Annotated in this window: 33 protein-coding genes; 12 read left to right on the top strand and 21 right to left on the bottom strand. The window is 35.5% G+C overall.

All coding sequences use genetic code 11. The features are described from left to right. Positions 1 to 23: 23 nt before the first annotated feature. The 6 genes from C6990_RS07975 to C6990_RS08000 all read right to left on the bottom strand — a co-directional run bounded on the left by C6990_RS07975 (position 24) and on the right by C6990_RS08000 (position 3,813). Positions 24 to 692, bottom strand: a complete 669-nt coding sequence (locus tag C6990_RS07975) for a sensor histidine kinase (RefSeq protein WP_182130156.1) — start codon at positions 690 to 692, stop codon at positions 24 to 26. A 79-nt stretch (positions 693 to 771) separates the two neighbouring features. Then, positions 772 to 1,269 carry a DM13 domain-containing protein gene (locus C6990_RS07980; protein WP_182130158.1) on the bottom strand — a complete coding sequence of 166 codons (498 nt, stop codon included), beginning with the start codon at positions 1,267 to 1,269 and terminating at the stop codon, positions 772 to 774. Positions 1,270 to 1,385: 116 nt separating this feature from the next. Next, positions 1,386 to 2,201: a mechanosensitive ion channel family protein gene (locus C6990_RS07985; RefSeq protein ID WP_182130160.1), complete on the bottom strand. Its 816-nt coding sequence runs from the start codon at positions 2,199 to 2,201 to the stop codon at positions 1,386 to 1,388. Beyond that, positions 2,202 to 2,975 (bottom strand): DUF432 domain-containing protein, encoded by a 774-nt coding sequence (locus C6990_RS07990; RefSeq protein ID WP_182130162.1) that lies wholly within the window; start codon positions 2,973 to 2,975, stop codon positions 2,202 to 2,204. Between the two features lie 113 nt (positions 2,976 to 3,088). Next, positions 3,089 to 3,559 (bottom strand): hypothetical protein, encoded by a 471-nt coding sequence (locus tag C6990_RS07995; RefSeq protein WP_255465332.1) that lies wholly within the window; start codon positions 3,557 to 3,559, stop codon positions 3,089 to 3,091. After that, positions 3,556 to 3,813: a hypothetical protein gene (locus tag C6990_RS08000; RefSeq protein ID WP_182130164.1), complete on the bottom strand. Its 258-nt coding sequence runs from the start codon at positions 3,811 to 3,813 to the stop codon at positions 3,556 to 3,558. The genes C6990_RS07995 and C6990_RS08000 overlap by 4 nt, the downstream gene beginning before the upstream one ends. Positions 3,814 to 4,069: 256 nt before the next feature. Here C6990_RS08000 and C6990_RS08005 point away from each other — a divergent pair, with 256 nt between their 5' ends. Next, positions 4,070 to 4,927, top strand: coding sequence for a hypothetical protein (locus tag C6990_RS08005; RefSeq protein ID WP_182130166.1), 858 nt, complete (start codon positions 4,070 to 4,072; stop codon positions 4,925 to 4,927). Positions 4,928 to 4,931: 4 nt separating this feature from the next. Here C6990_RS08005 and C6990_RS08010 read toward each other — a convergent pair whose 3' ends face one another. The 4 genes from C6990_RS08010 to C6990_RS08025 form a co-directional block, all read right to left on the bottom strand. Continuing rightward, a complete protein-coding gene (locus C6990_RS08010; RefSeq protein WP_182130168.1) occupies positions 4,932 to 5,294 on the bottom strand; it encodes a response regulator in 363 nt (120 codons plus the stop codon). Between the two features lie 43 nt (positions 5,295 to 5,337). Then, positions 5,338 to 6,969 carry a sensor histidine kinase gene (locus C6990_RS08015; RefSeq protein WP_182130170.1) on the bottom strand — a complete coding sequence of 544 codons (1,632 nt, stop codon included), beginning with the start codon at positions 6,967 to 6,969 and terminating at the stop codon, positions 5,338 to 5,340. 70 nt (positions 6,970 to 7,039) lie between these two features. Then, positions 7,040 to 7,906, bottom strand: a complete 867-nt coding sequence (locus C6990_RS08020) for a 50S ribosomal protein L10 (protein WP_182130172.1) — start codon at positions 7,904 to 7,906, stop codon at positions 7,040 to 7,042. Further along, complete coding sequence (locus tag C6990_RS08025) at positions 7,899 to 8,561, bottom strand: 50S ribosomal protein L1 (protein WP_182130174.1); 663 nt, start codon at positions 8,559 to 8,561, stop codon at positions 7,899 to 7,901. The genes C6990_RS08020 and C6990_RS08025 overlap by 8 nt, the downstream gene beginning before the upstream one ends. A 190-nt stretch (positions 8,562 to 8,751) precedes the next feature. Here C6990_RS08025 and C6990_RS08030 point away from each other — a divergent pair, with 190 nt between their 5' ends. The 3 genes from C6990_RS08030 to C6990_RS08040 all read left to right on the top strand — a co-directional run bounded on the left by C6990_RS08030 (position 8,752) and on the right by C6990_RS08040 (position 9,855). Next, a complete protein-coding gene (locus C6990_RS08030; RefSeq protein ID WP_182130176.1) occupies positions 8,752 to 9,189 on the top strand; it encodes an Lrp/AsnC family transcriptional regulator in 438 nt (145 codons plus the stop codon). A gap of 105 nt (positions 9,190 to 9,294) precedes the next feature. Further along, complete coding sequence (locus C6990_RS08035; RefSeq protein ID WP_182130178.1) at positions 9,295 to 9,453, top strand: hypothetical protein; 159 nt, start codon at positions 9,295 to 9,297, stop codon at positions 9,451 to 9,453. Continuing rightward, positions 9,454 to 9,855, top strand: coding sequence for a hypothetical protein (locus tag C6990_RS08040; RefSeq protein WP_255465335.1), 402 nt, complete (start codon positions 9,454 to 9,456; stop codon positions 9,853 to 9,855). 255 nt (positions 9,856 to 10,110) lie between these two features. Here the strand turns inward: C6990_RS08040 and C6990_RS08045 are convergent, their stop codons facing one another. Continuing rightward, a complete protein-coding gene (locus tag C6990_RS08045) occupies positions 10,111 to 11,778 on the bottom strand; it encodes an acetolactate synthase large subunit (protein ID WP_182130179.1) in 1,668 nt (555 codons plus the stop codon). A gap of 114 nt (positions 11,779 to 11,892) precedes the next feature. Next, on the bottom strand, positions 11,893 to 12,276 hold the full coding sequence (locus tag C6990_RS08050; protein WP_182130180.1) for a response regulator: 384 nt from the start codon (positions 12,274 to 12,276) through the stop codon (positions 11,893 to 11,895). A 52-nt stretch (positions 12,277 to 12,328) separates the two neighbouring features. Between C6990_RS08050 and C6990_RS08055 the strand changes: the two genes are divergently transcribed. After that, the gene (locus C6990_RS08055) at positions 12,329 to 13,249 is read left to right on the top strand and encodes a phosphate/phosphite/phosphonate ABC transporter substrate-binding protein (RefSeq protein WP_182130182.1); all 921 of its coding nucleotides are present in this window, start codon (positions 12,329 to 12,331) and stop codon (positions 13,247 to 13,249) included. A gap of 1 nt (position 13,250) precedes the next feature. Beyond that, a complete protein-coding gene (locus tag C6990_RS08060) occupies positions 13,251 to 14,627 on the top strand; it encodes a HAMP domain-containing sensor histidine kinase (protein ID WP_182130184.1) in 1,377 nt (458 codons plus the stop codon). A gap of 46 nt (positions 14,628 to 14,673) precedes the next feature. On the opposite strand, the gene C6990_RS08065 is transcribed toward C6990_RS08060, so the two are convergent. The 6 genes from C6990_RS08065 to C6990_RS08090 form a co-directional block, all read right to left on the bottom strand. Then, complete coding sequence (locus C6990_RS08065) at positions 14,674 to 14,856, bottom strand: hypothetical protein (protein WP_182130186.1); 183 nt, start codon at positions 14,854 to 14,856, stop codon at positions 14,674 to 14,676. 237 nt (positions 14,857 to 15,093) lie between these two features. After that, the gene (locus tag C6990_RS08070; protein ID WP_182130188.1) at positions 15,094 to 15,333 is read right to left on the bottom strand and encodes a hypothetical protein; all 240 of its coding nucleotides are present in this window, start codon (positions 15,331 to 15,333) and stop codon (positions 15,094 to 15,096) included. Between the two features lie 100 nt (positions 15,334 to 15,433). Beyond that, positions 15,434 to 15,817 (bottom strand): VOC family protein, encoded by a 384-nt coding sequence (locus C6990_RS08075; RefSeq protein WP_182130190.1) that lies wholly within the window; start codon positions 15,815 to 15,817, stop codon positions 15,434 to 15,436. A gap of 43 nt (positions 15,818 to 15,860) precedes the next feature. After that, complete coding sequence (locus tag C6990_RS08080) at positions 15,861 to 16,340, bottom strand: 50S ribosomal protein L11 (protein WP_182130192.1); 480 nt, start codon at positions 16,338 to 16,340, stop codon at positions 15,861 to 15,863. A 35-nt stretch (positions 16,341 to 16,375) separates the two neighbouring features. Then, positions 16,376 to 16,834 carry a transcription elongation factor Spt5 gene (locus C6990_RS08085; protein WP_182130194.1) on the bottom strand — a complete coding sequence of 153 codons (459 nt, stop codon included), beginning with the start codon at positions 16,832 to 16,834 and terminating at the stop codon, positions 16,376 to 16,378. A gap of 2 nt (positions 16,835 to 16,836) precedes the next feature. Next, entirely contained in the window at positions 16,837 to 17,010 is a 174-nt protein-coding gene (locus tag C6990_RS08090; RefSeq protein ID WP_182130196.1) for a protein translocase SEC61 complex subunit gamma, read from the bottom strand. Between the two features lie 39 nt (positions 17,011 to 17,049). Between C6990_RS08090 and C6990_RS08095 the strand changes: the two genes are divergently transcribed. Both C6990_RS08095 and C6990_RS08100 read left to right on the top strand, forming a co-directional pair. Continuing rightward, positions 17,050 to 17,826, top strand: coding sequence for a D-aminoacyl-tRNA deacylase (locus C6990_RS08095; protein WP_182130197.1), 777 nt, complete (start codon positions 17,050 to 17,052; stop codon positions 17,824 to 17,826). Further along, entirely contained in the window at positions 17,823 to 18,122 is a 300-nt protein-coding gene (locus C6990_RS08100) for an MGMT family protein (protein ID WP_182130200.1), read from the top strand. Before C6990_RS08095 ends, C6990_RS08100 begins: the two co-directional genes overlap by 4 nt. On the opposite strand, the gene C6990_RS08105 is transcribed toward C6990_RS08100, so the two are convergent. Further along, positions 18,119 to 18,574, bottom strand: coding sequence for a 50S ribosomal protein L19e (locus C6990_RS08105; protein ID WP_182130202.1), 456 nt, complete (start codon positions 18,572 to 18,574; stop codon positions 18,119 to 18,121). The two genes, C6990_RS08100 and C6990_RS08105, sit on opposite strands and share 4 nt — an antisense overlap. Beyond that, a complete protein-coding gene (locus C6990_RS08110) occupies positions 18,558 to 18,962 on the bottom strand; it encodes a 50S ribosomal protein L32e (RefSeq protein WP_109876556.1) in 405 nt (134 codons plus the stop codon). Before C6990_RS08110 ends, C6990_RS08105 begins: the two co-directional genes overlap by 17 nt. Before the next feature lie 148 nt (positions 18,963 to 19,110). Between C6990_RS08110 and pckA the strand changes: the two genes are divergently transcribed. Further along, positions 19,111 to 20,715 (top strand): phosphoenolpyruvate carboxykinase (ATP), encoded by a 1,605-nt coding sequence (gene pckA, locus C6990_RS08115; RefSeq protein WP_182130663.1) that lies wholly within the window; start codon positions 19,111 to 19,113, stop codon positions 20,713 to 20,715. Here the strand turns inward: pckA and C6990_RS08120 are convergent. Beyond that, the gene (locus C6990_RS08120) at positions 20,684 to 22,753 is read right to left on the bottom strand and encodes a S8 family serine peptidase (protein ID WP_182130204.1); all 2,070 of its coding nucleotides are present in this window, start codon (positions 22,751 to 22,753) and stop codon (positions 20,684 to 20,686) included. The genes pckA and C6990_RS08120 overlap by 32 nt on opposite strands. A gap of 63 nt (positions 22,754 to 22,816) precedes the next feature. Here C6990_RS08120 and C6990_RS08125 point away from each other — a divergent pair, with 63 nt between their 5' ends. The 3 genes from C6990_RS08125 to ftsY form a co-directional block, all read left to right on the top strand. Next, positions 22,817 to 23,437 (top strand): superoxide dismutase, encoded by a 621-nt coding sequence (locus tag C6990_RS08125; protein ID WP_182130206.1) that lies wholly within the window; start codon positions 22,817 to 22,819, stop codon positions 23,435 to 23,437. 92 nt (positions 23,438 to 23,529) lie between these two features. Then, positions 23,530 to 23,955 carry a prefoldin subunit alpha gene (gene pfdA / locus C6990_RS08130; protein ID WP_182130208.1) on the top strand — a complete coding sequence of 142 codons (426 nt, stop codon included), beginning with the start codon at positions 23,530 to 23,532 and terminating at the stop codon, positions 23,953 to 23,955. 3 nt (positions 23,956 to 23,958) lie between these two features. Continuing rightward, positions 23,959 to 24,953: signal recognition particle-docking protein FtsY (ftsY, locus tag C6990_RS08135; protein WP_255465337.1), on the top strand; the 995-nt coding region annotated here is incomplete at its 3' end.

Here is a 24,953-nt window from a genome sequence, read left to right on the forward strand (position 1 = left end):
ATATTGATTCTTGTATTAGTTTGTTATTCGTAGACAGGCAATTGGATTGTAAATGTTGTGGGATTGTTCTTTGCAGAAATTGTCCCTCCGTGTAAATCTACGATGGATTTTGCAAGTGAAGTGCCAAGACCTGTACCGAATTGCTTTGTTGTAGTATGAGCTACAAAAAGTTGCTTCATCATCTCTTCTGGTATTCCATTACCTGTGTCTTCTACCTCAATTCTTACTTGCTTGTTTGACTCAAATGCTCTAATTGTGATTTTTCCTTTCTTATCCATAGCTTGAATTGAGTTTCTAATCAAACTTGAAAATAGAATGACTAATTTTTTTTTAATGCCTTTAATTGCAAAATCATGTCTTGGAAGATTGATGAATATCTCTGAGGGAATGTTTGCAGGTATGGATTGCTTTAGTATCTCAAATAATGAGACATAAGACATTTCTTCTGTGTGATTATTTTGTGGTCTTGAAAAGGGTTTTTTTGTTTCCTCAAAGAGACCCTGCAAATTAATTATTGCCTCTTCAATTTTTTGGAAATTATCCAACACATCTTGATTTACTACTGATTCAAGAGATTTTCTAGTCATAGAATTTGTATTTTTTATGATGGCCACACTATCTACTATTGATGAGAATTCTTCTGTATCTGATAGTTGAGCAAGGATTTGCTTGCCATCCTTTTTTGTAATCATATCAAAAATCTGCATAATGTAACTATGAACAGTTGTTAGTTCGTTTTAAAAAAACACAGATTAACTGTTTCTGGTTAAATCACTCTAATTCTGCACTACCAAACAAGACACCAAATGCTTTGCACCAAATCAAAACTTTGTTGTATTTGTTAAGATCTACATCTTCTGGAATTTGATAATTCTGATTTCCCTTGTTTGCCTTTAATTCTCCTAGATTGATAAACTCTGAAGCATTATCGTCTGTTGCCAAGTAAACATAAAGATCAGGTCCGTTTGTTGATTGGAAATTCTCCAGTCTTAGAACATTACTTTCATCTTTTAATGGTATTGTGTATGCATCACCTTGTGCATCATGGATTCCATCACCAACTCCGATAAATGTTCCAGCATATGAAATTGGAATAGTTTCTTCCATATCTGATTCTTCCATCATAGTTTCTTCCATAGATGATTCAATAATGGCACCTGTAGGTATTGCCTCGTCTACTGTTGATTCAGTAAAATATGGAGATATGGCATATGCTGATACAATTCCGACTATGATTATCGCAATAATTGGTATGATGGTTTTCTTCACGATTTGATCTGAGTGCTTTTTGTATTAAACAAATTATCCAAATTATGTCCTATTGTTTTGGCAACTCAATTGAAAATGTAGTTGAGTTATTTGAAATTAGATTTGAAATCCTACCTCTAAGATTCTTTTCCATCCCATACCACTCTTTGTGGGAATGGAATTTCAATGCCTTCTTCATCTAATGCATTTTTAATTACTTTGAGTAAATTGGGCATAACTTCAAGCAGATCATCTCGTGGATACCATACGCGAATTAGAATGTTTACACTGTTATCTCCAAGCTCTGAAATAGAAAATTGTGGTTCCGGCTCCATTAGTGAGTAGACTACATTTTTTTCAATTGCATTTTTAATTACCTTGATTGCTTTGTCGATATTCTCCCCATAACCAATGCCAACTGTAACTTCACTTCTTCTTACTTCTGATAAATTAAATGAACGAAGATTTGACGTAAACATTTTTTCGTTCGGAATTCTAACAACTGTCCCATCAAATTGCTGAATTTTAGACGAGAATGTGCTAATGTCGATTAGTTTGCCCAATACATTAGAGTCTACTACGTCTACAGTGTCTCCTTGTTTTACCGGCTTTTCAATTAGCAGGAATACTCCTGATATCATGTTTGATACTACTGACTGTGCTGCAAAACCAATTACGATTCCCATGAATCCTGCTCCTACTACTAGCCCGCCAAGATCAATTCCCTGGCTTGCAGTTGCAGCCATTAGGAAGATGACGATTATTCCATAGTAGATTAACTTGTTCATAGTTTTTACAGTATGAATTGGCATGTTTGGTGCAAATTTTTTGTTAAATATCATACGAACTATTCTTGCAACAATTACTCCGACAAAAACTACAATTCCAGTAATTAGCAAACTCCAAATTGTAACTCCTTCCATAAGTTGAGTGTCTAAAATTTCAAAAACCATCTAATCAAACCCCTTTTCCATCGTAAATGATTTGTTTTCCTTGCTGCTGGAATATGAGACTAGTTTCAAATCTTTGTCTTTTTTGGCATACTCTTCTCTATTAATCTCGATTACTTCGTTATTTACTGACGGTTTTATCACTCCTTTAATGTCATCAATGTGAACTTCAGAAGACATTTCTGCATAGTAAATTATGTGCTCTGCAATTGGGAATACTAATTTTTTTACAAATACTCCGTGGTCTAGTTCGTTATTCAAAGTAACTCTCATTTTAGCAAAGACATAAGGATCTGAATCAATCTCTTCTAGTAGTTTGACTTTGGAGTACATGCATAGATTTCCGTTCTCCGGAGTACCATACAATGCAAATCTTGAGTGCATTGGCTCACATGTAAAACAATCAAAGAGCTCCTTTGAGCCATCACTTGAGTTTATCACAAAGACTCCTATCTCCATGGGGAATTGAATTACAAAGCTTGCCTTAGAGTTTTTTTCTAGAAAGATAGACTCTGCTAAACGCAAAAAGATGAGATCGTGTGTTTTTTTAGCAGGAAGATGAAGTGGCAAGACTGGACACAGCTCAAGTGAAACATTTTTGCTTGAATTGGGAAATGATTTTCTAACTTCTTCGTCTTCGGCATTCTTTCGATAGTATGATAGTGTGTCATTGGATTTTCTTTCTATCTTGATTTCTGTTTTTGGCAGGCTCAATTCTAATTTGTCTGAAACATCGTATTTACCATATCCTGAATAATTGCCTTTTTCGGAACTCATTACTTGATTCAACAATATCTCGTTTCTACTAGTAATAATACTATTGGAGTAAAATACGGATTTGACACCATATTTCAAATTAAAATTAAAAAAATAAAAAAGATGGAGATAATCTAGATTGATTCTAGATTATCTGTTGGTGTGTTAATCACCTTGAAGATTTTGACATTATAGTCGCCTTCAAAAAAAGGAGTGATTTTACCATCATCTATTGACAGCAATCGGAACTTGTACTCAAAGGAATGATCGCCTTTCAAGTTAACCTGTGCAACATGAATAGGAACGGACTCATCGGATTTGAAAATTTGAATAATCACAGGATGTCCTTGTGAAGGGTCATTCACTTTGCCTTTGATTGTTCCCCAAGGAAGTGTATTTGTTTCAGGGATGTTCATGTTGAGCGTTGTCTTTTCAAGACTTGTCTCATCATCAAGTCTTATCACTGACGTTTGAGTCGATTCTGCAAAAACAGAATCATCAAACATTGTAAGAGAAAGACTCAACACCATTCCAAAAATACATGATGTTGCCAAACTTCTTGTCTTACTCTTCCTCGGTATGCTTTGAACTGAAACTATGCTCATGCTGATGCACCACATCTCCTAAAATGGCTTGTTTGTTTGTGATGGCGTACAAACAAATCAAACTCATCTAGCATTATTTCATTCTCGTATTGAGAATCTATGCTGTCTGAATTTTCGATTTGTTCTGTGTGCATCAGCAGCGAAGATGAAAATCCACCACTAGGGAAAATTTTGTTGGTTGGTCTCATTTCTTCATCTCCTCCATACATTTTTGGCTCTGCAATGCAACAAAATGGGTCGGCATTTTGCTGCACACAATCCTGGCATTTGGGAAAAAATATTGTGCTTGCATTTTAGTATCTCTCCTCAAACAATGCCCAGGAAAGCCCCATCAAATCCTCGCTGGAGAAGGTAGGTGTCTTGGATTGGCGCAAGGATTTTGACACTGCTTTTACAGGAATACTTGCAACCTGAGTTTTTGAAGGCGAGTGTTGCCAGTTGTGTACGGTTTGCTGCTTCATGCAATCATTGAGGCTGAGTTATATATAACAAGAGATACCGGATTACGGTATGCCTTCTGAATCAGAATCTGTATTGGGCAACTTGCAAAACTACAAAATGTACTTGCGTCCCAACGCACATCTTCATTATGGAAAGCCCGGTGAAAAAAAATCAAAACTAACAAAGCACCAGCAAAATGTTCAATCTCTTTTGAAAGTAATGTCAAAAAATGAACCGCTAACAACATGGGACCTGGCAAAAATATCCATTCCAAATGACATGGCAAAACTACGTGAACGAGAAAAAATCTACAGAAGACTTCTTGTTGGAAGAAGAGACAAAGGAAAGCATTCCGATGGAATTTTAAATCTAGGGTTGGTAGTAAAAGATGGAAAGAGTCTCAAAACAGGAATAGCTGACAAGTATAGATTATCTTTGTATGGAATTTTGTATTGCATTGATGTGTTGGATTTTTCAAATAACGAAATTGATAAGGTTGCACAAAAATACTCTAGTGTATTACCCAAAGTTTTTGGCAAATGGGATTATCTCAAATCAAAAATAGGTAACAGAATTTACGGAATAAAATTATTGGCAAATGGATTGCTTGCAGACAATCCGCAAATCCAAGTGCAGCCAGGAATTCCATTTTATGAGTTAATGTCTTATGTGCACATCAAATACCAAAGAAACTTTGAATCAATTTCAGAAGAAGAACTCGCAGAGCAGATTTCGTATTGGTTTTACACTAATTTGTTGTACAATCCACTTGGACAAACCGATTCAAAAACAAATGGAATAAAAAGTTTGGATGTTGTATTTGAGGAAGATGCAAAACTAAAAAAATGGTTTTTGATTTTTTTTAGAAGTGCAATAAAATATTATCAGCAGAGATATACTATTTTAAAAAAATCCGACACAAAATAAAATTCTACTTTTTTGATTCAATCAAACTGTTTAACTCATTTAGATCAAATGGCTTTGTTAGCAGTCCATACAATCCAGATTTTTTTGCTTTTGCAAATTCCTCATTATTTATGGTATATGCTGATGTGAATACTATTTTTGCATCAGGATTGTCTTTTTTTATTTTAAAAAACGCATCATAGCCATTCATTACTGGCATCTTCAAGTCCATTAGAACGATATCTGGGATTGATTCCTTGTATTTTTTGATGGCCTCCTCCCCGTTTTTAGCCGTAATTACGTCATAATTTTCATATTTTAGCATGTATTCTGTGGCCTCTAGGAACTGAATATCATCATCTACCAAAAGAATACGGGAATTTACCAATTTTTTCGCCTTTTTCCATTACTCGTTGATATTATTTGAATGGTCATTTTGGTAACTTTATTGAGAATTTTACAGGATTGGTATGCGCTGTTATCTCTCCCTTGTGTTGCTCTATGATGTTTTTACAGCTAGAAAGACCAAGACCTGTTCCTTCCAGTTTGGTTGTGTATAGGGTATCGAAGACACGTTTTAGATCTTTTGATGGGATGTTAGGGCCTGAATTCTCAAACTCTATTGTAACATGAGTTTCAGTTTCATCAATACTGATATTGATCTTTCCTTTTGCATCTCCAATTGATTGAATTGCATTTAGTATGATATTTACAAATACGATTAGTATTTTTTCGTGATCAATTTTTATGGTTGCATCCTTTTTTGGAGTGTCAATTGTAATGTTCTCAGGTACGGTCAGTGTATCAATTGCCTCTTGAATTATTTGATTTAATGAATATAATTTCAAAATTAGAGGGGTTGTTCTAACATAGTTTAGCACCTCCTCGATTTGGTGAGATATTCTTCTAACTGATAGATTGATTCTGTCAATCTCCCTTGAAATGATTCCATTACCGTCCTTGTTTTCTTTTTGAATTATTACTCCGGCATTTTTTATCGTACCTAATGGATTTCGTATATCATGTGCTATGTTTGATGATAATTGTCCAATCACTGTCAGTTTCTCTTTCTTGAAGCTTTGAGAGCGTTTTACTAGCAATGCTAAAAGCACAACTATTGTAGATAACAACAAAAAGATACTTTGAACCTGAGTAACGAAAATTATATCATCAATCTCTTTGTTAATTGATTGTGTTGGCGTAACTACTGCAAATAAAAACTCAATTTTGTCATTAATAATAACTGGAATCCCTGTACTTATTCTCTCCCCAATATCATCATCTAGAGAAAAAATTGCAGTAGACAGATTACCTTCCAAAATAAGCTGCATGTGTGTATTTAGTATTGGATCATTGTCATATTCAGGGTCATATCCTAACTGATTCTCTTCAAAATTTTCATTGTTTGGATAAATTAATCGCACATGATTTTCATCAGTTACTGTCAGAAATTGGGATTCTACATCGTAAATATTCCCATGTCTCTTGAAAAATTCACTTGATGCGAATGTAACTAGCAGTGTCCCTGTTTGCTCTTTTGTCTCCTCGCTGATTATTGGATATGTAATTGCAATTTCTGGCTCATCAAAGAGAAGGGTGTTGATGGATAAAATTTTAGGATCTGCGGGGAGACTGTTTTTTTCCAAATCAATTAGTTCTGATAATCCCTTTACTTTTGCGCCAACAAATGACTCGTGATTTTTGCTTGCTTGGGATAAAACTATGAACTCTTCATCAAGTGCAAGAATTTGAGCAGTAGGAGAAATAGAGTTTATTCGCAAAAATGTTTGTGCAATCAATTTACTTGATTCAGCTGTCCCCGTGTCTTTTTGCAATTCATTTGCTTTTGCCAAATTCTCCAATTCAAAAATTATCAACTCCATTTCTGAGGTGATATTTTTTGCAATTGATTTTGCAATGACTTCCTGAATCTCTATTTGATTTTCAGTAATTGATGTCTTGATGTTTTGCTCTTCTATGCTGTAAATCTGAATGGTGGCAATTACTAGTGATATGATCACTGCAAAAATTATTGCATACCATGCCCATTTTTTTTTATTCATGCTTTAGACCCCTTGATTGTTTTTATCAAAACTGATTCGTGTCTGAATTAAAAACTAAAACTAATTAGGTTTATGCTGGAGTGTAGTCTTTTGCCTTGCTGGCAACTGATCTTGCTTGTGCATCTGCTTTTTGCAAGATTTGCTCCTTTGTCTCATCTGTCATGAATCCTGACTCTACTGATAGTGAGCGGGCATATTGTGATGCTTTGCTGAGAATCTGTGAGATGTTTTCTGGGGTTATGTATGCCGCCTCTATTGATAGTGAAACTGCTTCTTGATGTGCTTGTCCAAATTCTGCTCTAATCTTCTCGACATCAATTACCATCTCGTCTGCTGCATACGTGCTGCCTTCTTCAAGTGCTGTGAATAATGAAATTCCTGCCTCTACTGGTTTGATGTCTAGTTTACCTAAAATTGATGCTAGTTTTTCATTGATGGCTTCTCCTTTGAGAACTGGTGTGCTGTCTTTTGCAATCCAAATTGTTCCTTGATCAATCTTTGTTGGAATTCCAGCTTCCTTGAATTCTGTTAGCATTGGACCTGGTGCAATTCCTGTGTTCTTTGCTGGTACCACAATATCGATACTTGCAATGTCGCCTCCTCTTGCTGCCATCATTACTTTGTTTTTAGCTAAAAGAACATTGAGCTTGAATGGTGACATGTTTGTAAATAAGAACATGCATTGACCTTCAAGCTGGTCTGCAATTTCTTTGATTCCTGGAATGTCAAGTGAATTGAGTGCTTTTTGTGCAACCTTGTCTTTGATTGCAACAAACTCTACTTCATCTTTGAGAACTTTTCTTAATGGTAAAATCTGTGTAGAACGAACTTTGTTTAATTTGATTACTGATACTACTTTGTATTTTTTTGGCAACTCTTGTAATTGCTGATACATCTGAGTTTTTCTTTTAGGATAGGTGGTTCTATTTTCATGCAAATTTCTTTCTAACCTCTTGTACTTGTTTTACTGGCTTTCCCATTGTAGTTTTAATCATAATTCTTTTCATATTCTTCTCACCGTTTGGCAATTTCTTCTCTATTGCATTAAGGACAGCATGTGCGTTAATTGCTAAATCTGCATCCTCCATAGTTTCATCTCCAATTTTACATGAAACAGATAGTGATGCTCTTGTTCTAACTTTAATCGATGATCTAAATCTTGACAAAAATGAATCAATTGGTGCATCAAAAGGAACTGGTGTTGGCATCTTTCCTCTAGGACCTAATAGTTGACCCAATGTTTTACCTACTGTTGGCATTACTTTGGTATCTGCCAAAAAGAAATCATATTTGTTAATGAATTTTCTGGACTCTCTTTTGTTTGTTCCAAATCTGTTTAATTCTTCGGTTCCAATTACAGAATCGGCCTTTGCCTCTTTTGCTTTCTGGCCCATCTCACCTGTTGCCATGACGCAAACAGTTGCTGGTGAACTGGTCTTTGGAAGCTGAACTACTTCATTTAATGCAAATCCTTTCTTCACATCAATATCTTTGAAATTTACAATTAGCTCAATTGACTGCGTAAACTTTTTCTTTTTTGTGGCAGCCTTTGCCTCTTTGATCATATCTACTAGCTGAGACTCTGTAATCATTACGAACATTTTCAAAAAAGCCTACTTAAAATCGTTTAGGGATTGAGGTTTATTGATATCGGAATTTTTAGAAAAATTACAGATTTTCAATTAAATCTTGTAAATCTAGCCAAATTATTTGTAAAAACCTACATATATTAAATCAGAAAATCTTTTTTCGAATACGTTGCATCGTTTTGACGACCTAGATATGAAATTGCTATTTGAATTGACCAAGGATGGATCAATTTCTGTACCTACATTATCTAAAAAACTCGGAATCAATGCCTCAGTGCTCTATAGCAGAATTAAGCGACTGATGAAGAAAAAACTAATCAAAAAATTCACAGTAGAGATAGATGATTCTCTTTTGGGAATCGGTGTAAAGGCATCAGTTGGAATTAATCGAGATCCAAAACTCAAAGACGATATACACAAAACATTCATGAATATCCCTGAAGTCGTATCTATCTCAGAAGTCACTGGCAGATTCGATATCATCATCAAAGTTTATGCAAAAAATCTTGAGGCTCTTCATAGTATCGTTATTGAAAAGATAGGTAAAGTTCCAGGCGTTCAAAACTCTGAAACCTTTGTGGAACTACAAAAAACCGACAAGGATCCGGTATATCTTACTGAAACAGTTTAGCTTTTTATTTTCTAGATACTAATTAAAAAAATTCATCTTTAGTTCCAAAAAGGCATACCGCAATTCAATAATCAATCCCATATAATACTCGACTCAAAAGATTGCATGTCGACCATATTGATTCACAAGCAATCTGAAACAAATCAGATTCAGACTATGAAAATAAAACACACCAAAGTACCTGCAGTTGAGAATGCCAAAAAATTCTGCTGTGAAGATGTTGCAGGCCTATCTTGGATTCTGCTGGATGAGGAGGATTACTAAATGGAAATAAAGCAAATGTGTCTGTATGATGAAATCTGTAAAAATATGTGTGAAATACCTGGAATTAATTTTGCAGTGATGATTAATAATCGTGGACGAAAGGTTTCTGAATGCAAATCGCAGACATTTCCTTTGGAGACAGATGCAAAAAAACTAGAGATGCTCTTTATGGAGACTACCCTTGACATGTCAATGAGAAAAGAATTTGACAATTCATTTGGGAAGATATCTGCTATTGTTTCATTTAGGGAAAACACTACAATGATTACAATTCCATCTGGAGATGATCTAATGCTATTATCCGTACAGCCTGAATTTAACCCCTATCCGATAATTCAAACTGCATACAGGTTTCTTGCAACTAAAGACACATCACCATTAAAAATTCTACAGGTGGCATAACTGCCTTATAGTTTGAGGTGTAGCGTTGCCTGATGAGTCATGCAGGAAATGTGGGGGATTGCTCTTTGAATATTCCTTGTGCGGTAAATGCAAAGCTCCTACACGATTTATCTGTAGAATTTGTGGAATGCTCACCGATGAACGCTTTCATGTATCTGTCTGCTTTAAGGTAACAGAGCATGATAAGAAGATAACTTCATTTCAATTCCCTGAAACATGTCCAAACCCAATAAGCAATTAGTTTGGATTTTTATTTTAAATTTCATAATTGCTGTCATTTAACAAAACATGATTTCTTGAATAATCCACATCAATTGCAATAATTACTGGCTTGTCTTTGATTTGTTTTGCCTCCTCCATAGTCTTTGAAAATTCTTTTGTTGATTTTACTACAAACCCTACTGCTCCAAAGCTCTCAGCCAATTTGATAAAATCAGGATTGGTAAACTTTGTAAAGACACTTTTGCCAAATTCGTTTTTTTGCTTCATTGAAATCATTCCCAAGTCCAGATCACACCAGACTACTGTAATGAATCCCAATTTTAGACGGACTGCCGTCTCAAGTTCTTGAATGTTCATTAAAAATCCCGCATCCCCACACATAGCTACTATGTTTTTCTCAGGATAGACAATCTTTGCTGCAATTGCACCTGGAAATGCAAATCCCATTGAGCAAAATCCGTTTGGGATGATGCATGTATTTGGTTGATATGTTTTGTAAATTTTAGAAATCCAAAGCTTGTGGGCACCAACGTCTGATAGTACGATATCATCTTCGCCCAAAGCATTTCGAACATCAATTACTAATTTTTCAGGCTTTATTGGAAATGACTCATCATCATTAAATGAATCTCGTCTTTCATCTACTTCTTTCATAATTTTTTTAAATAATTCTGGAATCTCTTTAATTGGAAATACGTCTAATTCTGGATGTGTTTTTTTCTGCTGTTCTAATTCGTCGAGAATTGCATCAATTGCATATTCGATATCTGAAACTATTTCCACTTCTGGTCTGTAATAGGTGTAGACTTCAGATGGTGTGAAATCAATGTGGATTATTTTTTTATCTAATTTTTTATTCCAATTTTTAGGACTGTATTCTACCAGATCAACTCCTACCGCAATTACAACATCAGCTGATTCTATTGCAAGCAAAGCATGATCTGCATCTTTGATGCCTATTGTATGAAGATGGAGTGGAGAATCATCTGAGACAACTCCTTTTCCCATAAATGTATTCATCGCTATGATTCCTGTTTTCTCTACTAATTTTCTGATGTGTTGACTTGCATTCTCTCTAACACAACCGTTTCCTAGAAAAATTACTGGATGTTTTGCTTCAAGAATAATTTTGGCAGCTTGTTTTATCAATTCCTCATTTGCCCCTGATCTAAAGACAGGCTGAGGATTTATTGGGGGTATGTCTGCTTCTTTTTTTGCAATGTCCTGGGGCAATTCAATGTGTACAGCACCAGGCTTTTCCTCGAGTGCAATTTTGAATGCCCTTCTTACAATTTCTGGAATATTTTGTGGATTGCGTATTGACCAATTCCATTTTGTAATTGGTTTGAACATTGTTATTGCATCCATGTTTTGATGAGATTCCTTGTGTAAGAGATGTGAATCTGTCTGACCAGTAATGGCAAGTAGTCGGGATCTGTCCATGTTTGCATTTGCAACTCCAGTTACCAGGTTTGTTGCACCAGGCCCTAGGGTAGCAAGGCATACGCCAACTTTGCCTGTTAACCTTCCGTAGACATCTGCCATAAAGGCTGCCCCCTGTTCATGACGAGTCAAAATGAATTTTATTTTAGATTGAGATAATGACATTACAAAATCTGCATTTTCTTCTCCTGGTATTCCAAAAATGTACTCGACACCTTCATTTTCAAGACATTTTACAAATAAATCGGATGCTTTCAAGCTGTTAATCAATTTCCAAATTCTAGATAATAAACAATTCTCTTATTGCAAATCCAATTTATGTGAAAAAATAATTATGTAAACTCAATGATGAAAATACTGTTTTGATTTTCTTTAATCTGATGATGAAATTTTTAGTTCTAGCTCATTTTCAAGAATATGTAAAAGTGTAATTATTTCATATGGCTTGTGGATAACTGCTGATGGTTTTAATTTTTCCATTAATTGCTCGGTTTCCTCTGAGGTATCTGCTGTAACCATTACAACTTTGGATGATGGATTTATCTTTCGGATTTGCTCTAATGCATAAACCCCGTCAACTTCAGGCATCATTACATCCAAAAACACTACATCGGGATTAAATGCTTCAAAAGATGCTACTGCCTCTTTTCCATTAGTTACTTTGTCTAAAACAGAAATTCCGTTTATTTCAAGTAATTCTGAGAATAATTTTAAATTAATTGGATCGTCTTCTGCAATTATACAACTTATACTCATACGACAAGTACCGACAGCTATTTTTAATATCTTATGAGTTTAGCAGTAAAAGTTGAAACTTTACATAATTTTGGGAATAATTGGTATTGTAATTGTGTCAGGAATGATTGGATATCAGTCATTATATTCAGATAATAATGCTGTTGAAAATAACGATACTGAAAATATCAGTACTGTAGGTTCAGATTATGAATTTTTTACAATTGGTACAATCCATAGGGATTCTGCAAAGATGGTGAAAAGATATCAGCCATTAGCTGATTATATTGCAGAGAAAATTAGTGATGAAAATAAAGTGTTCATGGGTAAAGTGTCAATACTTCCAAACCCAGAAAAAATGATTGAATCAATAAACAATCATGAGATGGATCTGTATTTTGATAGTCCTTTAATTGGAATAAAAATCATGCAGGATGCCGACATTGAGCCTTTTCTTTTATCCTGGAAGGAGGGGCATCGTGAATATCATACAGTGTTCATAACACCAATTGACTCTGAAATCACATTTGATAATCTATTCAATAAAACATTGGTTTTTGAGGATATGGAATCCACATCAGGGTATTTTTTACCTGTAATTCATCTTCAGAATGCTGGATACAGTATTGATCTTGATGGAACTGATGATTTTTCGTTTGTCTTTAGTAAAGATGATGAGAATACTCCGATTTGGATTCTTGAGGGAAGAGGTGATGTGGGGACTACATCAAATTTAGATTTTGAAGACATTCCAACGAACATCAAAGAAAGAGTAAAAATAATTGAATCAACTAAATCACTTCCAAGACAAATGGTGTTTGTTGGCAACCATGTGGAACAAAAGGATGCACTCAAAGAGATTCTTTTAGATATGGATAATCATCCCAGTACACTGGAAATTCTTGGTAAAATATCTGACACTTCAAAGTTTTCAGAAATAAATTGGGATGAAGATTTTAAAATTTCAGAAAAATTAATGGAATTATTAGAGTAAGATGAATCTTAATTCCAAATTAGTACTCATTACAATTATTCCTGTACTGATTGCTACATCCTTGACTTCGATTATTATTGCAGAGTTTACAACTAGGGATTTATTCGATTCATCAATTTCAAAAATTAAAGCATTATGTGATCTAACTGAAAGTGAAATGAGAAATCCAATGAATAACTTGGATGTTGATGCATTAAATGAACTCATTGATAATCTGGAGAAAGAAAAAAATGTTCTCCAGGTTCTTGTTTTGTTTCCTGACGGGCGTTTATTTACTGATGGGAGTGATGCTGACTATAATTTTGGCAGAGTGCTTGAGGATGAATTCATTCAAACCTCAATTTTAGAAGACAAAGAGATGATGTTGGTGGAAGATGATGTAATTCATGCCTCAAAACCAATAACGCTGACTGAAAAAATTGGCATTCTAGTCATAGAGTATTCTACCAAAGAAATCAATTCTACAATACAAAATTCAATCATAAGCATTACTGTAACTGCGTTAATCATTTTGGGAATTTCTGGAGTTGTAGCATTTCAATTGGGTAGATCTATCAGTGGACCGATTTTAAAACTTAAAGAAAATATATTCCGAATTTCTGATGGAAATTTAGAAAATCCTCAAGTCTTTTCAAATATTTCTGAAATTGATCAACTGTCTAAACAAATCTTTGAGATGGGTGAAAAATTAGAAAAGTATCAAAAAGAGATGATCAAAACTGAAAGATTAGCCGCAATTGGTGAATTGTCTTCAAGAATTACCCATGATTTGAGAAATCCATTGAATTCATTAAAAATGGCAATTGACATCTTGAAAACAAAAAAACCTGAGATGATTAAAGAAAACCAAGAATATTTTGATATGATGCAATATGCAGTCCTGAGAATGAATCATCAAATTGACGAGGTCCTTGGGTTTATCAAAAAAAGTCCTCCTAAAAGAGCGAATGTAAAATTTTCTGAAATCATCTCAAAATCATTAGAATCATTTCAATTTCCAAAAAACATCAAAATTTCAGTGTCTGAAAATGATGGGATGATTTGGTGCGATAAAAATCAAATTCAAAATGTAATTGTGAATTTAATTTCAAATTCCATTCATGCTATTGGGAAAAAAGATGGAAAAATAATTATAAATTTCCAAAAGGAAAAAAAGTTTGATAAAATAACTGTAGAGGATAATGGTGATGGAATTCCAGCTGATTCTTTGGATGCAATATTTGAACCGCTATTCACTACCAAACAAACTGGAACTGGATTGGGGTTGGTTAGCTGCAAGAATACTGTAGAGGCACATAAGGGTGAAATTTATGTTAAAAATTTACCAACAGGAGGAGTAATCTTTACTATTTTACTTCCAAAAGCAGACGTTGAGTAGTTTTTTTCAATAATTATTATTTGAAATTTTGTTTGTCTTTTGAGAATTAAACTACAGCTGCATTTTGAATACTATAGTTTGTTCTTTGAATGCTGCACTCTGTGTGAATTTGTTCATCAGTTGTAAAGCCACATCTGTGACAGAAAAACTGATTTACTTTTCTGCAAACATCACACTTTTTGTTTTTTTCTAATTCGATTCCACATTTTCTACATGAATCAATTCTCATAGTAACATGTAGGTAGTTTTTTAATTTAAAGTCTATGAAAATTAGATATGACTAATTAGATTCAGCTAATATTCCCATTCTATAGAACTAGAATGAAAACAAACCTGAATAGAAAAGTAATTCAAATGCTGTTAATCCTACTATTCCTAAGATAATGTAAATAATTTTTTTATTCATACAAACTATTCCATTCTTTCAATACTTAAAAATTACAAATAAAATATAACTTTTAGAAAATTACCTGCGTGACATTTTACGTCCAAGAAATACAAAAATCCAACCAATTCCTATTAGTACTGTTCCAAATAGAATGTTCCATTCGTAATATTTTACGTACTCTTCTTCAAACCTAGAATCGTCTAGGAATTGCTCTTGTGGAATATCCGTTAGATATAGTGCCCAAAATGAAAACACAACAAACAACGTCCCTAATGCAAAAAATGCTACCATGATGTATTTTGGAGCTCCTCGGATCATACACATAATATGAAATCCCCCTATAAGGATGGTTTACTCAAAATTTAATTTTGATTTTTATCAACTACTGAATATTTTTTTTTCAAAAATAAAAAAAGTATTAGCAGGTTCCAATTGTCTGCCAAATACCAATTACATTACCTTCAGTGTCTGAAATTCTGGCATACATTCCAAAATCACCTATCTTCATTACAGGCATTACAGTTTTGCCGCCAGCAGATTCCACCTTTTTGATGTGGTCCTCAATATCAGGTACATCGATTACTATCATTGGATGTCTCCCTGTTGGATTCTTTGGAAGTAAACCTCCATTGATTGCACCTGCCTCATTAGGTTTCATCTTCTCATCACTAGGGGTAGTTATTGCCATGTGATAATCCCTGTCTGCAAATTGCGCTATCTGCCATCCAAACACGTCTTGATAGAACTTTTGCGCTCTGCCTTGATCATCATATGGAATTTCAAAGTGTGATACTTTGTTCATAGATTCTAAAAACTGTGATTATTGATAATATTTTTTCCAGAAATTATTGGAATTTTGAATCCCATTTGCCTTCATTGATTTCAGCAGTAATCTCTTTTGGTGTCTTTCCCTCTACTTTGACTCCTAGTGCAAGGCATGTTCCAATGATTGTCTTTGCAACTGATTTCAATGATGTGGCATAAGATTTCTCAAGTTTAGTGTTTGCAACTTTGATCACAGAATCAAGTGATACATCTCCAGCCCATTCAGTGCCAGATGCACCGGAGCCTTTCTGGATTCCGGCCTCTTTCATGATTAGTGCAGCAGCTGAAGGGATGCCAATTTCAATTTCATATTTTTTTGTCTCAGAATCAACAACTACTGTAACTGGAACTTTCATTCCCTCAAAGTCTTTGGTTTTTTCATTGATTGAATTGATTACTTCCATGATGTTGACGCCTAGTGGTCCCAGTGCAGGACCTAATGGTGGACCTGCTGATGCTGCTCCGCCTGTTACAAGTGATGATACTTTTTGTTCTCCCATGTTAAATCAAACTCTAAATGAAAATTTAATCCTTCCTAAGCCTCACTTGAGAGTTTCAGGTAGTTTGCGTCTACTGTTACTGGCAATTGGTATGATGCATCAAGTAAAACTACAGTTGCTTCTTCCTTGTCAACATCAATTCTTGTGATTGTTGCCTTCATTCCCTTGAATGGACCTCCTGTAATTTCTACGACATTATCTACTGCTAATTGTGAAACTGTTGATTTCTTGATTAGGTATCCTTCGATATCTTTGAATTCTAATTCTCCTCTTAATTGACCGCGAATGTGTCTTACACCTTCAACTGCCATGTATGCATCACTAGGATTGATTGCCTCGATTACGACATATCCCTTGAGATTGTCAACTAGTAATACTGATTGAATGTTAATTTGATTGGCGTTAGCTTTTGCTTCTAATAATCTCATGACCACTTTTTCCTGTCCCCCAGTGGTTCTGATTGCAAACAAATGTGATTTTATTTCCTCTGACAATTTTACCGTCCAAATGTAATTACCGAAAAGACAAACTGTATGGTAAATCCAACTAATCCGACTCCTCCAATTCCCAATAATACGAGTCTAAGGTGCTGCTGGTACTCATCTTTGTCAGGTTTTTTCGCCATTTTCATGGTATTTGCCATATTCTTCAAAGTCTGCCTAGGGTTCATTGGTGGAAATTAATATGGTGTCCTTATATTCCTTATCTCATGGAACTACTAATTGCGTATCAAGATGACCCAGCTGGTCACAATATGGCAAAATTTCTTTCAAAGAGGATGACCAAAGACGGTGATGTTTTTCGTGGAAAAAATTATGACTTGCTAATCATTCCCACCCCTGCAATTTCAGCTGATTGGCTGGAAGAAAAATATGATTATGATGGATTTGTGTTTCTCTCAAAACATGCAGCAGAGTCCGGACAGCTGGCTTTGACATGTCATAGTACGGGAAATTTCTCAGAGGCAAAGTTTGGAGGAAATGACAGACAAGTTGCAATTCCCCATCCTGATCTCCAAAAGGCTTATCTTAAAAAATTAAAGAAAAACAAATTAAAGTTTTCAGATTTTCAAATTACCATAGAGGCCACACACCACGGTCCTACTGCATTGAAAAAACCATCAATCTTCATAGAGATTGGTACAACTGAAAAACAGTGGACTGATGAATCTCTTTGCCATTCTGTTGCATTATTGGTAAATGATGTGATGTCTAATCCAATTCCTAAAAACCCAGTAGCTATCTGCTTTGGTGGTACCCACTATCCCTCAAAGTTTACAGATGAGCTCCTTGATGGAAAGTATGCACTTGGAACTGTCATTCCAAAGCATGCACTTGAGAGTCTTGATTCAGAACTGTTTTCCCATATTTTATCGCAAAACAAAATGGCAACTGCTGCACTATTGGACTGGAAAGGCTTGGGTTCAGATAAACAAAAAGTACTTGATTTACTTGAATCAACAGATCTTGAGGTAATCAAACTTTGAATCTCGAACAAAAGATTTACAAAAAATTACTCCAGGTTCCCAAAGGCCAAATCACAACTTATGGTGAGCTGGCAAAAGCAGTTGGACTAAAAAATGGACAGAGAGTTGTTGGAAGAATAATGAACAAGAACCCATACCCTGTAATTATTCCATGTCATAGAGTTGTAATGTCTACAGGAAAAGTTGGGGGCTATGCATATGGGGAGCACATTAAAACAAAGATGCTAAGTGATGAAGGTATTGAGATAAAAAATGGTAAAATTATGAATTTAGAAAATACAGTTTATCTGTTCTAGTCTTTTCTCTTTTCTCTGATTTCATCCATGAGCAGTCTGAGGTGTGCTTTATTTCTAACAGTATTACCGCCTACTTTTTTGTAGAGTTCCCAGAATTCCGGATTTGTCAAGTCCTTTCTGTCCTTTGCAATCTTTAGTAATCTTCTTAATGAACGAACTTTAGCAACATAAACTTCTTTTTTACCAACTCTTGCACCTTTTCTTCCTTGTTTTGAACCTTGAGTTGTACCTCTCTTCTTTCTCTGTTCTTTTTTGAATTGTGCTCTTCCTCTAGATGTTCCGACAAATGGTTTTATCTTGATTGTATTTGCAGTGATAAGACTACGGATGTTTTCTCTAGTAATTGCATCTGCAATGTCATCGAGATGATCAGTATCGAATTTGATTCTGTGAATTCCGACTCCTGTGACTCTAGATGCGAGTCTCTTCTTTGCGTTAAGATTTACTACCACTTGCACTCACTCTCGCATTAAAAATTTTAAATTTATTTTCAATTGCTTTTACGATGATTTCCTTTCTCTTTCTAGTTCCAACACTGTGTCCGAATCTAACTCCGTCTTTTTTTGGATCTAGTTTTTCCAAGTCTGATAAATTGAATACTAAATTATCTGTATATCCTGATGGGTGCAATCCTCTTGCTTCTTTTGGTCCTCCATATCCTACTTTTACAAGTCCTGGACGGCCTCTACTCTTTTGTTTTCTCTGATGATGATCGATACCTTTTGGTTTTCTCCAGTTAGTCTGTAGTCTAACATAACGCCAGCTTTCTGGTCTTACAAAGTCTGGATTGTGTTCCTTTACTTCCTGTCTCTTTGCAATCTTGTCCTTATTGATAGGCATCAATTTGAGTCTTGAATTTTGGAATAAATACGTTCCTAGACAAAAAGATAATTCCCTATAAGAAAAAGATAATAAGGAAACTTTAGGCGGATCGATATCTCATGAACCAGCCTGGGATTGATAAAATTACTTTTGGAGGCCAAATCCTCTGACCCAAGTAGTAGGTAATTCAGTAACTGACAAATTTTCTTCCCAGCTAAAGGAGTTTGGAATCAATCCATCAAAAGTACATAGAAATCTCAGTGTTGAGGAGATGGTCTCAATTGCAGTTGAGAGAAAAGAGGGCGTAGTAAATTCCACAGGCTCCCTTTCAGTCAATACTGGAAAATATACGGGCCGTTCACCTGATGACCGATTTATTGTATTTGATGATAAAACTCATGATACTATTGATTGGGGCAAAATCAATCATCAGTTCCCAACTGGCAAATTTGAAAAACTCTTAGAGAAAATGAAAAACTTTGTTGATAACAAGGAGCTTTATGTCTTTGATGGATTTGTTGGGGCAGACCCTAATACCCGTTTACCAATTAGAGTCATAAATGATCATGTGTGGCAAAGCATGTTCTCAAGGAATCTATTCATCAGACCAACAAAAGAAGAACTTGAAAATCACGAACCAGAATTTACAATTTTATGTATTAACGACTTTGAAGCAAATCCCGAAATTGATGGAACAAGAACTGATGTCTTTATCCTAATTGACTTGACTAGAAAAATTGTTTTGATTGGCGGAACAGAGTATGCAGGAGAAATGAAAAAGTCAATGTTTGGTGTGATGAATTACTTGTTGCCTGACCGCGGTATCTTCCCAATGCATTGCTCTGCAAACATTGGAGAAAAAGGTGACACTGCGTTGTTCTTTGGATTGTCCGGTACTGGAAAGACTACTCTCTCGGCAGATCCTAATAGAAGATTAATTGGTGATGATGAACACGGTTGGTCTGATAATGGAACGTTTAACTTTGAAGGTGGATGCTATGCAAAGTGCATCAATCTAAGTCAAGAAGCAGAACCTGAAATTTGGAATGCTATCAAGCCCGGTGCAGTTTTAGAAAACGTAGTACTCAAAGACAATGTTCCTGATTATGATGATAACACATTAACTGAAAACACCAGAGTTGCATATCCTTTGGACTTTATTCCAGGAGCTGTGATTCCAAGTGTTGGGGGAAATCCCAGAGTTATTGTATTTTTGACAGCTGATGCACTGGGTGTTTTACCACCAGTTTCTAGATTGACAAAGGAGGGGGCAATGTTTCATTTCATGTCCGGTTACACAAGCAAGCTTGCAGGAACTGAGCGAGGTATCAAAGAGCCAAAGTCTGTGTTCTCTGAGTGTTTTGGGGCACCATTCATGCCTAGACCGGCCTCAGTTTACGCCAAATTATTGGGTGATAAAATTAATCAGCATAATACCGTAGTTTATCTTGTAAACACTGGATGGTCTGGCGGACCTTATGGTGTTGGAAAAAGAATCAAGATAAAGTACAGTCGCGCAATGGTTACTGCTGCACTATCTGGTGCACTTGATATTGTAAAGTATCGTCATGATGATCTGTTTAACTTGGATATTCCAACTGAAGTAGAGGGAGTTCCATCAGAAATTTTAGATCCAAAAAACACATGGACTGACAAGGATTCTTATGATTTGTCTGCAAAGAAACTAGCCCAGATGTTCACTGAGAATTTCAAAAAGTTCGATGGTGTCTCACCTGAAATTATTGAGGCAGGTCCAAAAGCTCCACTTTAGAGTATCTTTTTTTAATTAATCCAAAAATTCCAATAGCTGCAACTACTATTGCAATGATTCCAATCTGTTTTCCTGGAATGTCAATGTCAAATCTCTGAATGTCATCTGGAATTGTACTGATCCGAATTGTATTGTATGCACTAGTAGAGTTTTGGTCTGTTCTAATTTTAGCTTCAATCCAATATTCTGCATTCTCAAAAACATCTATTGATGCTTTTTTGTTTGGCAGCATAGTAGTAGTATCAACTTTGCCGTCTTTGCTATTTGTAATTGAGATTTTTGCAAAGTTCCATTTCTCTGGATGATAAATATCAAAGATGAGTTTTTGATTCTGTTGAATTACAGATACTGAACCTTCAGTGTAATGAATTAGTATTGGAATTGTATAACGAGTGCCATCATGGTGAATAATTATTCTTCCCTCATGGTCACCAAAGTTATCTCCGGTCATACTAAGTTTGAATCTCAAATTATCTTTTTCAAGATTATATCCAAACTGAATAAATTCTGGCCCTTCAAACTTTACATCCAAATCTTCTAGGGTTCCCTCGATGAGTTTTAGTTGCAATTGTCTTTCTGCAACGGTACTATCTGATGAGATGCCAATTACAAAATTTGGTGGCATGATTATTAGGTTGGCCTCAAATGCCTTTTCGATATCAAGTCTTCCAGCACCTGAGTCATTTAGAGCAAATTGCTGCCCGTAGGCATCAGATACAGGCTCAACTGTAGTAAGTAATAGTGATTTTATCTCGTGGTGGTGCAGTGTTGGGTTTTTCTGGAGTAATAGCGCTGCTGCCCCACTAACATGTGGTGCCGCATAACTTGTTCCGCTGGTGAAATTGTACCCTGCATTGTTTTGAGTGGTATTGATGTATGCACCAGGTGCAACCAGTTCGGGCTTTATGTAAAATGGTGAGACAGGACCGCGGGAACTAAAATGCGCCACAAAGTCTGGATTGTAAAACAGATGCATTGATGCATGATTTTTGTCTTTGATTGATTCAATTATTTGCAGACCTTCCTCTCTGTCAATTGATACAACTGGAATTCGTGGATAGTAGTCTGAATCCATAAACTCATGAATCAACTCCCCAAGAAAAATTCCTCCAACATTATTGTAAACTATCAGTGCCTTTGCCCCTGCATTTGCAGCATTGTTTTCTTTGATTGAAAAATATAGCATCTCTCCTTCCACATCACTTCCTCTCTCGACAATTACAATTGAATCTTTGACATCAACTCCCTCAAAGTCCTTTAGTTTCCCATACCCTGCAAAAATTATTTTTCCAGTAATTGGTTCTTCTAATTTTGTAGAGCCGACCATCGGAATTACAGTAAATGGTTTTTCATTTACTTCCAGTGTTGCAACAAGACTTGATGTGAGATTGTTGTATGTTGCACCAACTGTAACTGAACCGTAATTTCTTCCAGGACTTCCAATGGTTTTCAACCCTGGACCGTCATTTCCAGCTGCAGTTACAACAAAAATCTCTTTTTCTAATGCAAGATTAACTGCACGGTCAATCTTTGTGTTTGTTTTGTTGACTCCCAAACTAATGTTGATAATGTCTGCATCGTCTTCAACTGCTTTTTCAATTGCTCGAATTATTAGATCAGATGACACACCTTCACCGTTTTCTGAAACTTTGTATGCAAGAATTTTGGCCTTTGGCGCAACACCTTTTACTTGCCCATCAGCTGCAATTACCCCTGCAACTTGAGTGCCATGTCCGTTGGTATCCAGTGGTGGCTTGCTTTCGTTGATGAAATTGTACCCTCCTATGACTTTGCCCTCAGGTCCCCAACCAAGCAAGTCTGGATGGTTAAAATCAACTCCGGTATCTATTACTGCAATTTTAATTCCTGTCCCGTCTATCCCATCCATTCTGGGAACATCAGTTCCAATGTATGGAACGCTTTTGTCAAGGTAAACTTGGATTTCATCTTCAGCAAAAAAGAACTCAGAGAAAACAAATCCTGTACCAAAAACAAATATTAATGAAAATATTAGAAATTTCACAAATTTTTTAAGCATTTTTACAAGTAAAAATGAATTGCTTCATAAACCAATAAATTGAATTAGGATCTCTTTGATTCTATGGGAAAATACACTCTTCCTGAAATGCCATATGCATATGATGCACTTGAACCTCACATTGACGCAAGAACAATGGAGATTCATCATACAAAACATCATCAAGCATACACTGACAAACTAAATGCAGCTCTTGAAGCATGTCCTGCTGATATTCAATCAAAAGACATACTTGAGATTCTAGCTGATATCAATTCAGTACCAGAAGCTCAAAGAGGTGCAGTTAATTTCAATGGTGGTGGCTTTGATAACCACAGGCTATTTTGGAACAACATGAAAGCAAACGGAGGCGGTGAACCAGGAGGATCAATTGCTGATGCAATTAACAGTTCTTTTGGAAGCTTCGCTGAGTTTAAAGAGAAATTTTCATCCACCACAGCAGTAATTCAAGGTAGTGGTTGGGGATGGTTAGTTTACAATCCTACATCAAGTAAGGTTGAATACAAATCAATGCCAAACCAAACCAGTCCAAGAACTGAAGGACTAGTACCATTGTTGGGCTGTGATGTTTGGGAACATGCATACTATCTAAACTACCAAAACAAAAGACCAGACTATATCGCTGCATGGTGGAATGTAGTAAACTGGGATGAGGTAGAATCTAGATTCTCTAAAGCAAAATAAAGTTCAATCTTTATTTTTTTCTTCATTTTCTATTTTTAATTTCATTTTACCTATGAATGAATTTATAACCTTCTGAGGGAGGTTGGTTGTAAATGAGTGAAGAACAGGCAGAGCAATTAATGCAGCAGATGCAAATGCTAGAGACATATTTTTCTGATTTATCTCAAAGAGAAGGAACTTTCTACAGTATTTTGAGGGAAGCTACTGCAGCAATTGAATCAATCCAGTCACTTGGTAAAATCCCTGAATCAGAAACTCTAGTTCCAATTGGAATGGGTACCTTTATCCCAACAAAGATTTCATCAAATAGCAAAATTATTTTGAATATTGGAGCAGGAGTTGCAGTTGAAAAAGATTTCCCTTCTGCAATTAATTATCTTGAAGCAAGAATTAAAGAAATCGAAGTTGCTTTGCAAGATACCGCTGCAAAGAAACAAGATGCAGCAAGTAGATTAGAGCAAGGAAAAGCACAAATGAATCAAATGATGCAGGCAATGCAACAACCAAAATCGGGATAAGCCATGTTTGATAAACTTCGTAGTGCATTCTCAAATGCAGCGAAAAGTCTTGGTGAGAAGGAACTTAATGATAAAGACATTGAAGATATTTTATTTGAATTAGAAATTTCTCTTATGGAGTCAGACGTTGCAACTGAAGTAATTGAATCAATCAAAGATGATCTCAAAACAAAACTGATTGGCTCTAAAGTTGATAAAAAAGAAATTGAAAAATTTGTAAAAGACAGTCTGATTTCCAGCATCTCTTCACTGTTTGATATCGCAGGAAGCTATGATCTATTTGCAAAAATTGATGAAAAAAAGAAACAAGGAAAACCCTTTTTGATTTTATTTGTTGGAATTAATGGAACTGGGAAAACTACGTCATTGGCAAAAATTGCACATCTGTTGCAACAAGCAAAATATTCTGTAGTTATAGCAGCAGCTGATACATTTAGAGCCGGAGCAATTGAGCAATTACGAGAACACACCAATCGACTTAATCTAAAACTTGTTGCCCAGAACTATGAGTCAGATCCTGCTGCTGTTGCACGAGATGCAGTTCTTTATGCAAATTCACACAGAACAGATTGCGTACTAATTGATACTGCAGGAAGAATGCAAACAAGCAAAAACTTGATGGAGCAAATTGCAAAAATCACCAAAGTTGTAAACCCTGACATGAAAATTTTTGTCGGTGACTCTTTGGCAGGAAATGATACAGTAAATCAAGCACGAGAGTTTTATGAACATGTAAAATTTGATGCGTCAATTTTGACCAAGAGTGATGCAGATGCCAAAGGCGGAGCTGCACTATCTATTGTCAAAATAACTTCAACTCCAGTAATTTACGTTGGAACTGGACAGGAATACTCTGATCTCAAGGAATTTGACAAGAAAACTTTTCTTGAAACTGTCTTTGGCTCTTTAGATAATGTTGAGATAAAAAAAGACCAAGAACCTGAACCAACACCAGAACCTGAACCAACACCAGAACCTGAACCAACACCAGAACCTGA

The sequence above is a fragment of the Nitrosopumilus sp. b3 genome (assembly GCF_014078525.1).
Taxonomy (GTDB): domain Archaea; phylum Thermoproteota; class Nitrososphaeria; order Nitrososphaerales; family Nitrosopumilaceae; genus Nitrosopumilus.

Excerpts from the sequence above, each read along its gene's own strand:
- C6990_RS08070 (WP_182130188.1), bottom strand. The coding sequence starts at position 15,333 with ATGATCCGAGGAGCTCCAAAATACATCATGGTAGCATTTTTTGCATTA.
- C6990_RS08080 (WP_182130192.1), bottom strand. The coding sequence starts at position 16,340 with ATGGGAGAACAAAAAGTATCATCACTTGTAACAGGCGGAGCAGCATCA.
- C6990_RS08015 (WP_182130170.1), bottom strand. The coding sequence starts at position 6,969 with ATGAATAAAAAAAAATGGGCATGGTATGCAATAATTTTTGCAGTGATC.
- C6990_RS07995 (WP_255465332.1), bottom strand. The coding sequence starts at position 3,559 with ATGAGCATAGTTTCAGTTCAAAGCATACCGAGGAAGAGTAAGACAAGA.
- C6990_RS08030 (WP_182130176.1), top strand. The coding sequence starts at position 8,752 with ATGAAATTGCTATTTGAATTGACCAAGGATGGATCAATTTCTGTACCT.
- C6990_RS08125 (WP_182130206.1), top strand. The coding sequence starts at position 22,817 with ATGGGAAAATACACTCTTCCTGAAATGCCATATGCATATGATGCACTT.
- C6990_RS08065 (WP_182130186.1), bottom strand. The coding sequence starts at position 14,856 with ATGAGAATTGATTCATGTAGAAAATGTGGAATCGAATTAGAAAAAAAC.
- C6990_RS08050 (WP_182130180.1), bottom strand. The coding sequence starts at position 12,276 with ATGAGTATAAGTTGTATAATTGCAGAAGACGATCCAATTAATTTAAAA.
- C6990_RS08110 (WP_109876556.1), bottom strand. The coding sequence starts at position 18,962 with ATGCCTATCAATAAGGACAAGATTGCAAAGAGACAGGAAGTAAAGGAA.
- C6990_RS08040 (WP_255465335.1), top strand. The coding sequence starts at position 9,454 with ATGGAAATAAAGCAAATGTGTCTGTATGATGAAATCTGTAAAAATATG.
- C6990_RS08090 (WP_182130196.1), bottom strand. The coding sequence starts at position 17,010 with ATGAACCCTAGGCAGACTTTGAAGAATATGGCAAATACCATGAAAATG.
- C6990_RS08035 (WP_182130178.1), top strand. The coding sequence starts at position 9,295 with ATGTCGACCATATTGATTCACAAGCAATCTGAAACAAATCAGATTCAG.
- C6990_RS08005 (WP_182130166.1), top strand. The coding sequence starts at position 4,070 with ATGCCTTCTGAATCAGAATCTGTATTGGGCAACTTGCAAAACTACAAA.
- C6990_RS07985 (WP_182130160.1), bottom strand. The coding sequence starts at position 2,201 with ATGGTTTTTGAAATTTTAGACACTCAACTTATGGAAGGAGTTACAATT.
- C6990_RS08025 (WP_182130174.1), bottom strand. The coding sequence starts at position 8,561 with ATGATTACAGAGTCTCAGCTAGTAGATATGATCAAAGAGGCAAAGGCT.
- C6990_RS08120 (WP_182130204.1), bottom strand. The coding sequence starts at position 22,753 with ATGCTTAAAAAATTTGTGAAATTTCTAATATTTTCATTAATATTTGTT.
- C6990_RS08060 (WP_182130184.1), top strand. The coding sequence starts at position 13,251 with ATGAATCTTAATTCCAAATTAGTACTCATTACAATTATTCCTGTACTG.
- C6990_RS08075 (WP_182130190.1), bottom strand. The coding sequence starts at position 15,817 with ATGAACAAAGTATCACACTTTGAAATTCCATATGATGATCAAGGCAGA.
- C6990_RS07990 (WP_182130162.1), bottom strand. The coding sequence starts at position 2,975 with ATGAGTTCCGAAAAAGGCAATTATTCAGGATATGGTAAATACGATGTT.
- C6990_RS08095 (WP_182130197.1), top strand. The coding sequence starts at position 17,050 with ATGGAACTACTAATTGCGTATCAAGATGACCCAGCTGGTCACAATATG.
- pfdA (WP_182130208.1), top strand. The coding sequence starts at position 23,530 with ATGAGTGAAGAACAGGCAGAGCAATTAATGCAGCAGATGCAAATGCTA.
- C6990_RS07975 (WP_182130156.1), bottom strand. The coding sequence starts at position 692 with ATGATTACAAAAAAGGATGGCAAGCAAATCCTTGCTCAACTATCAGAT.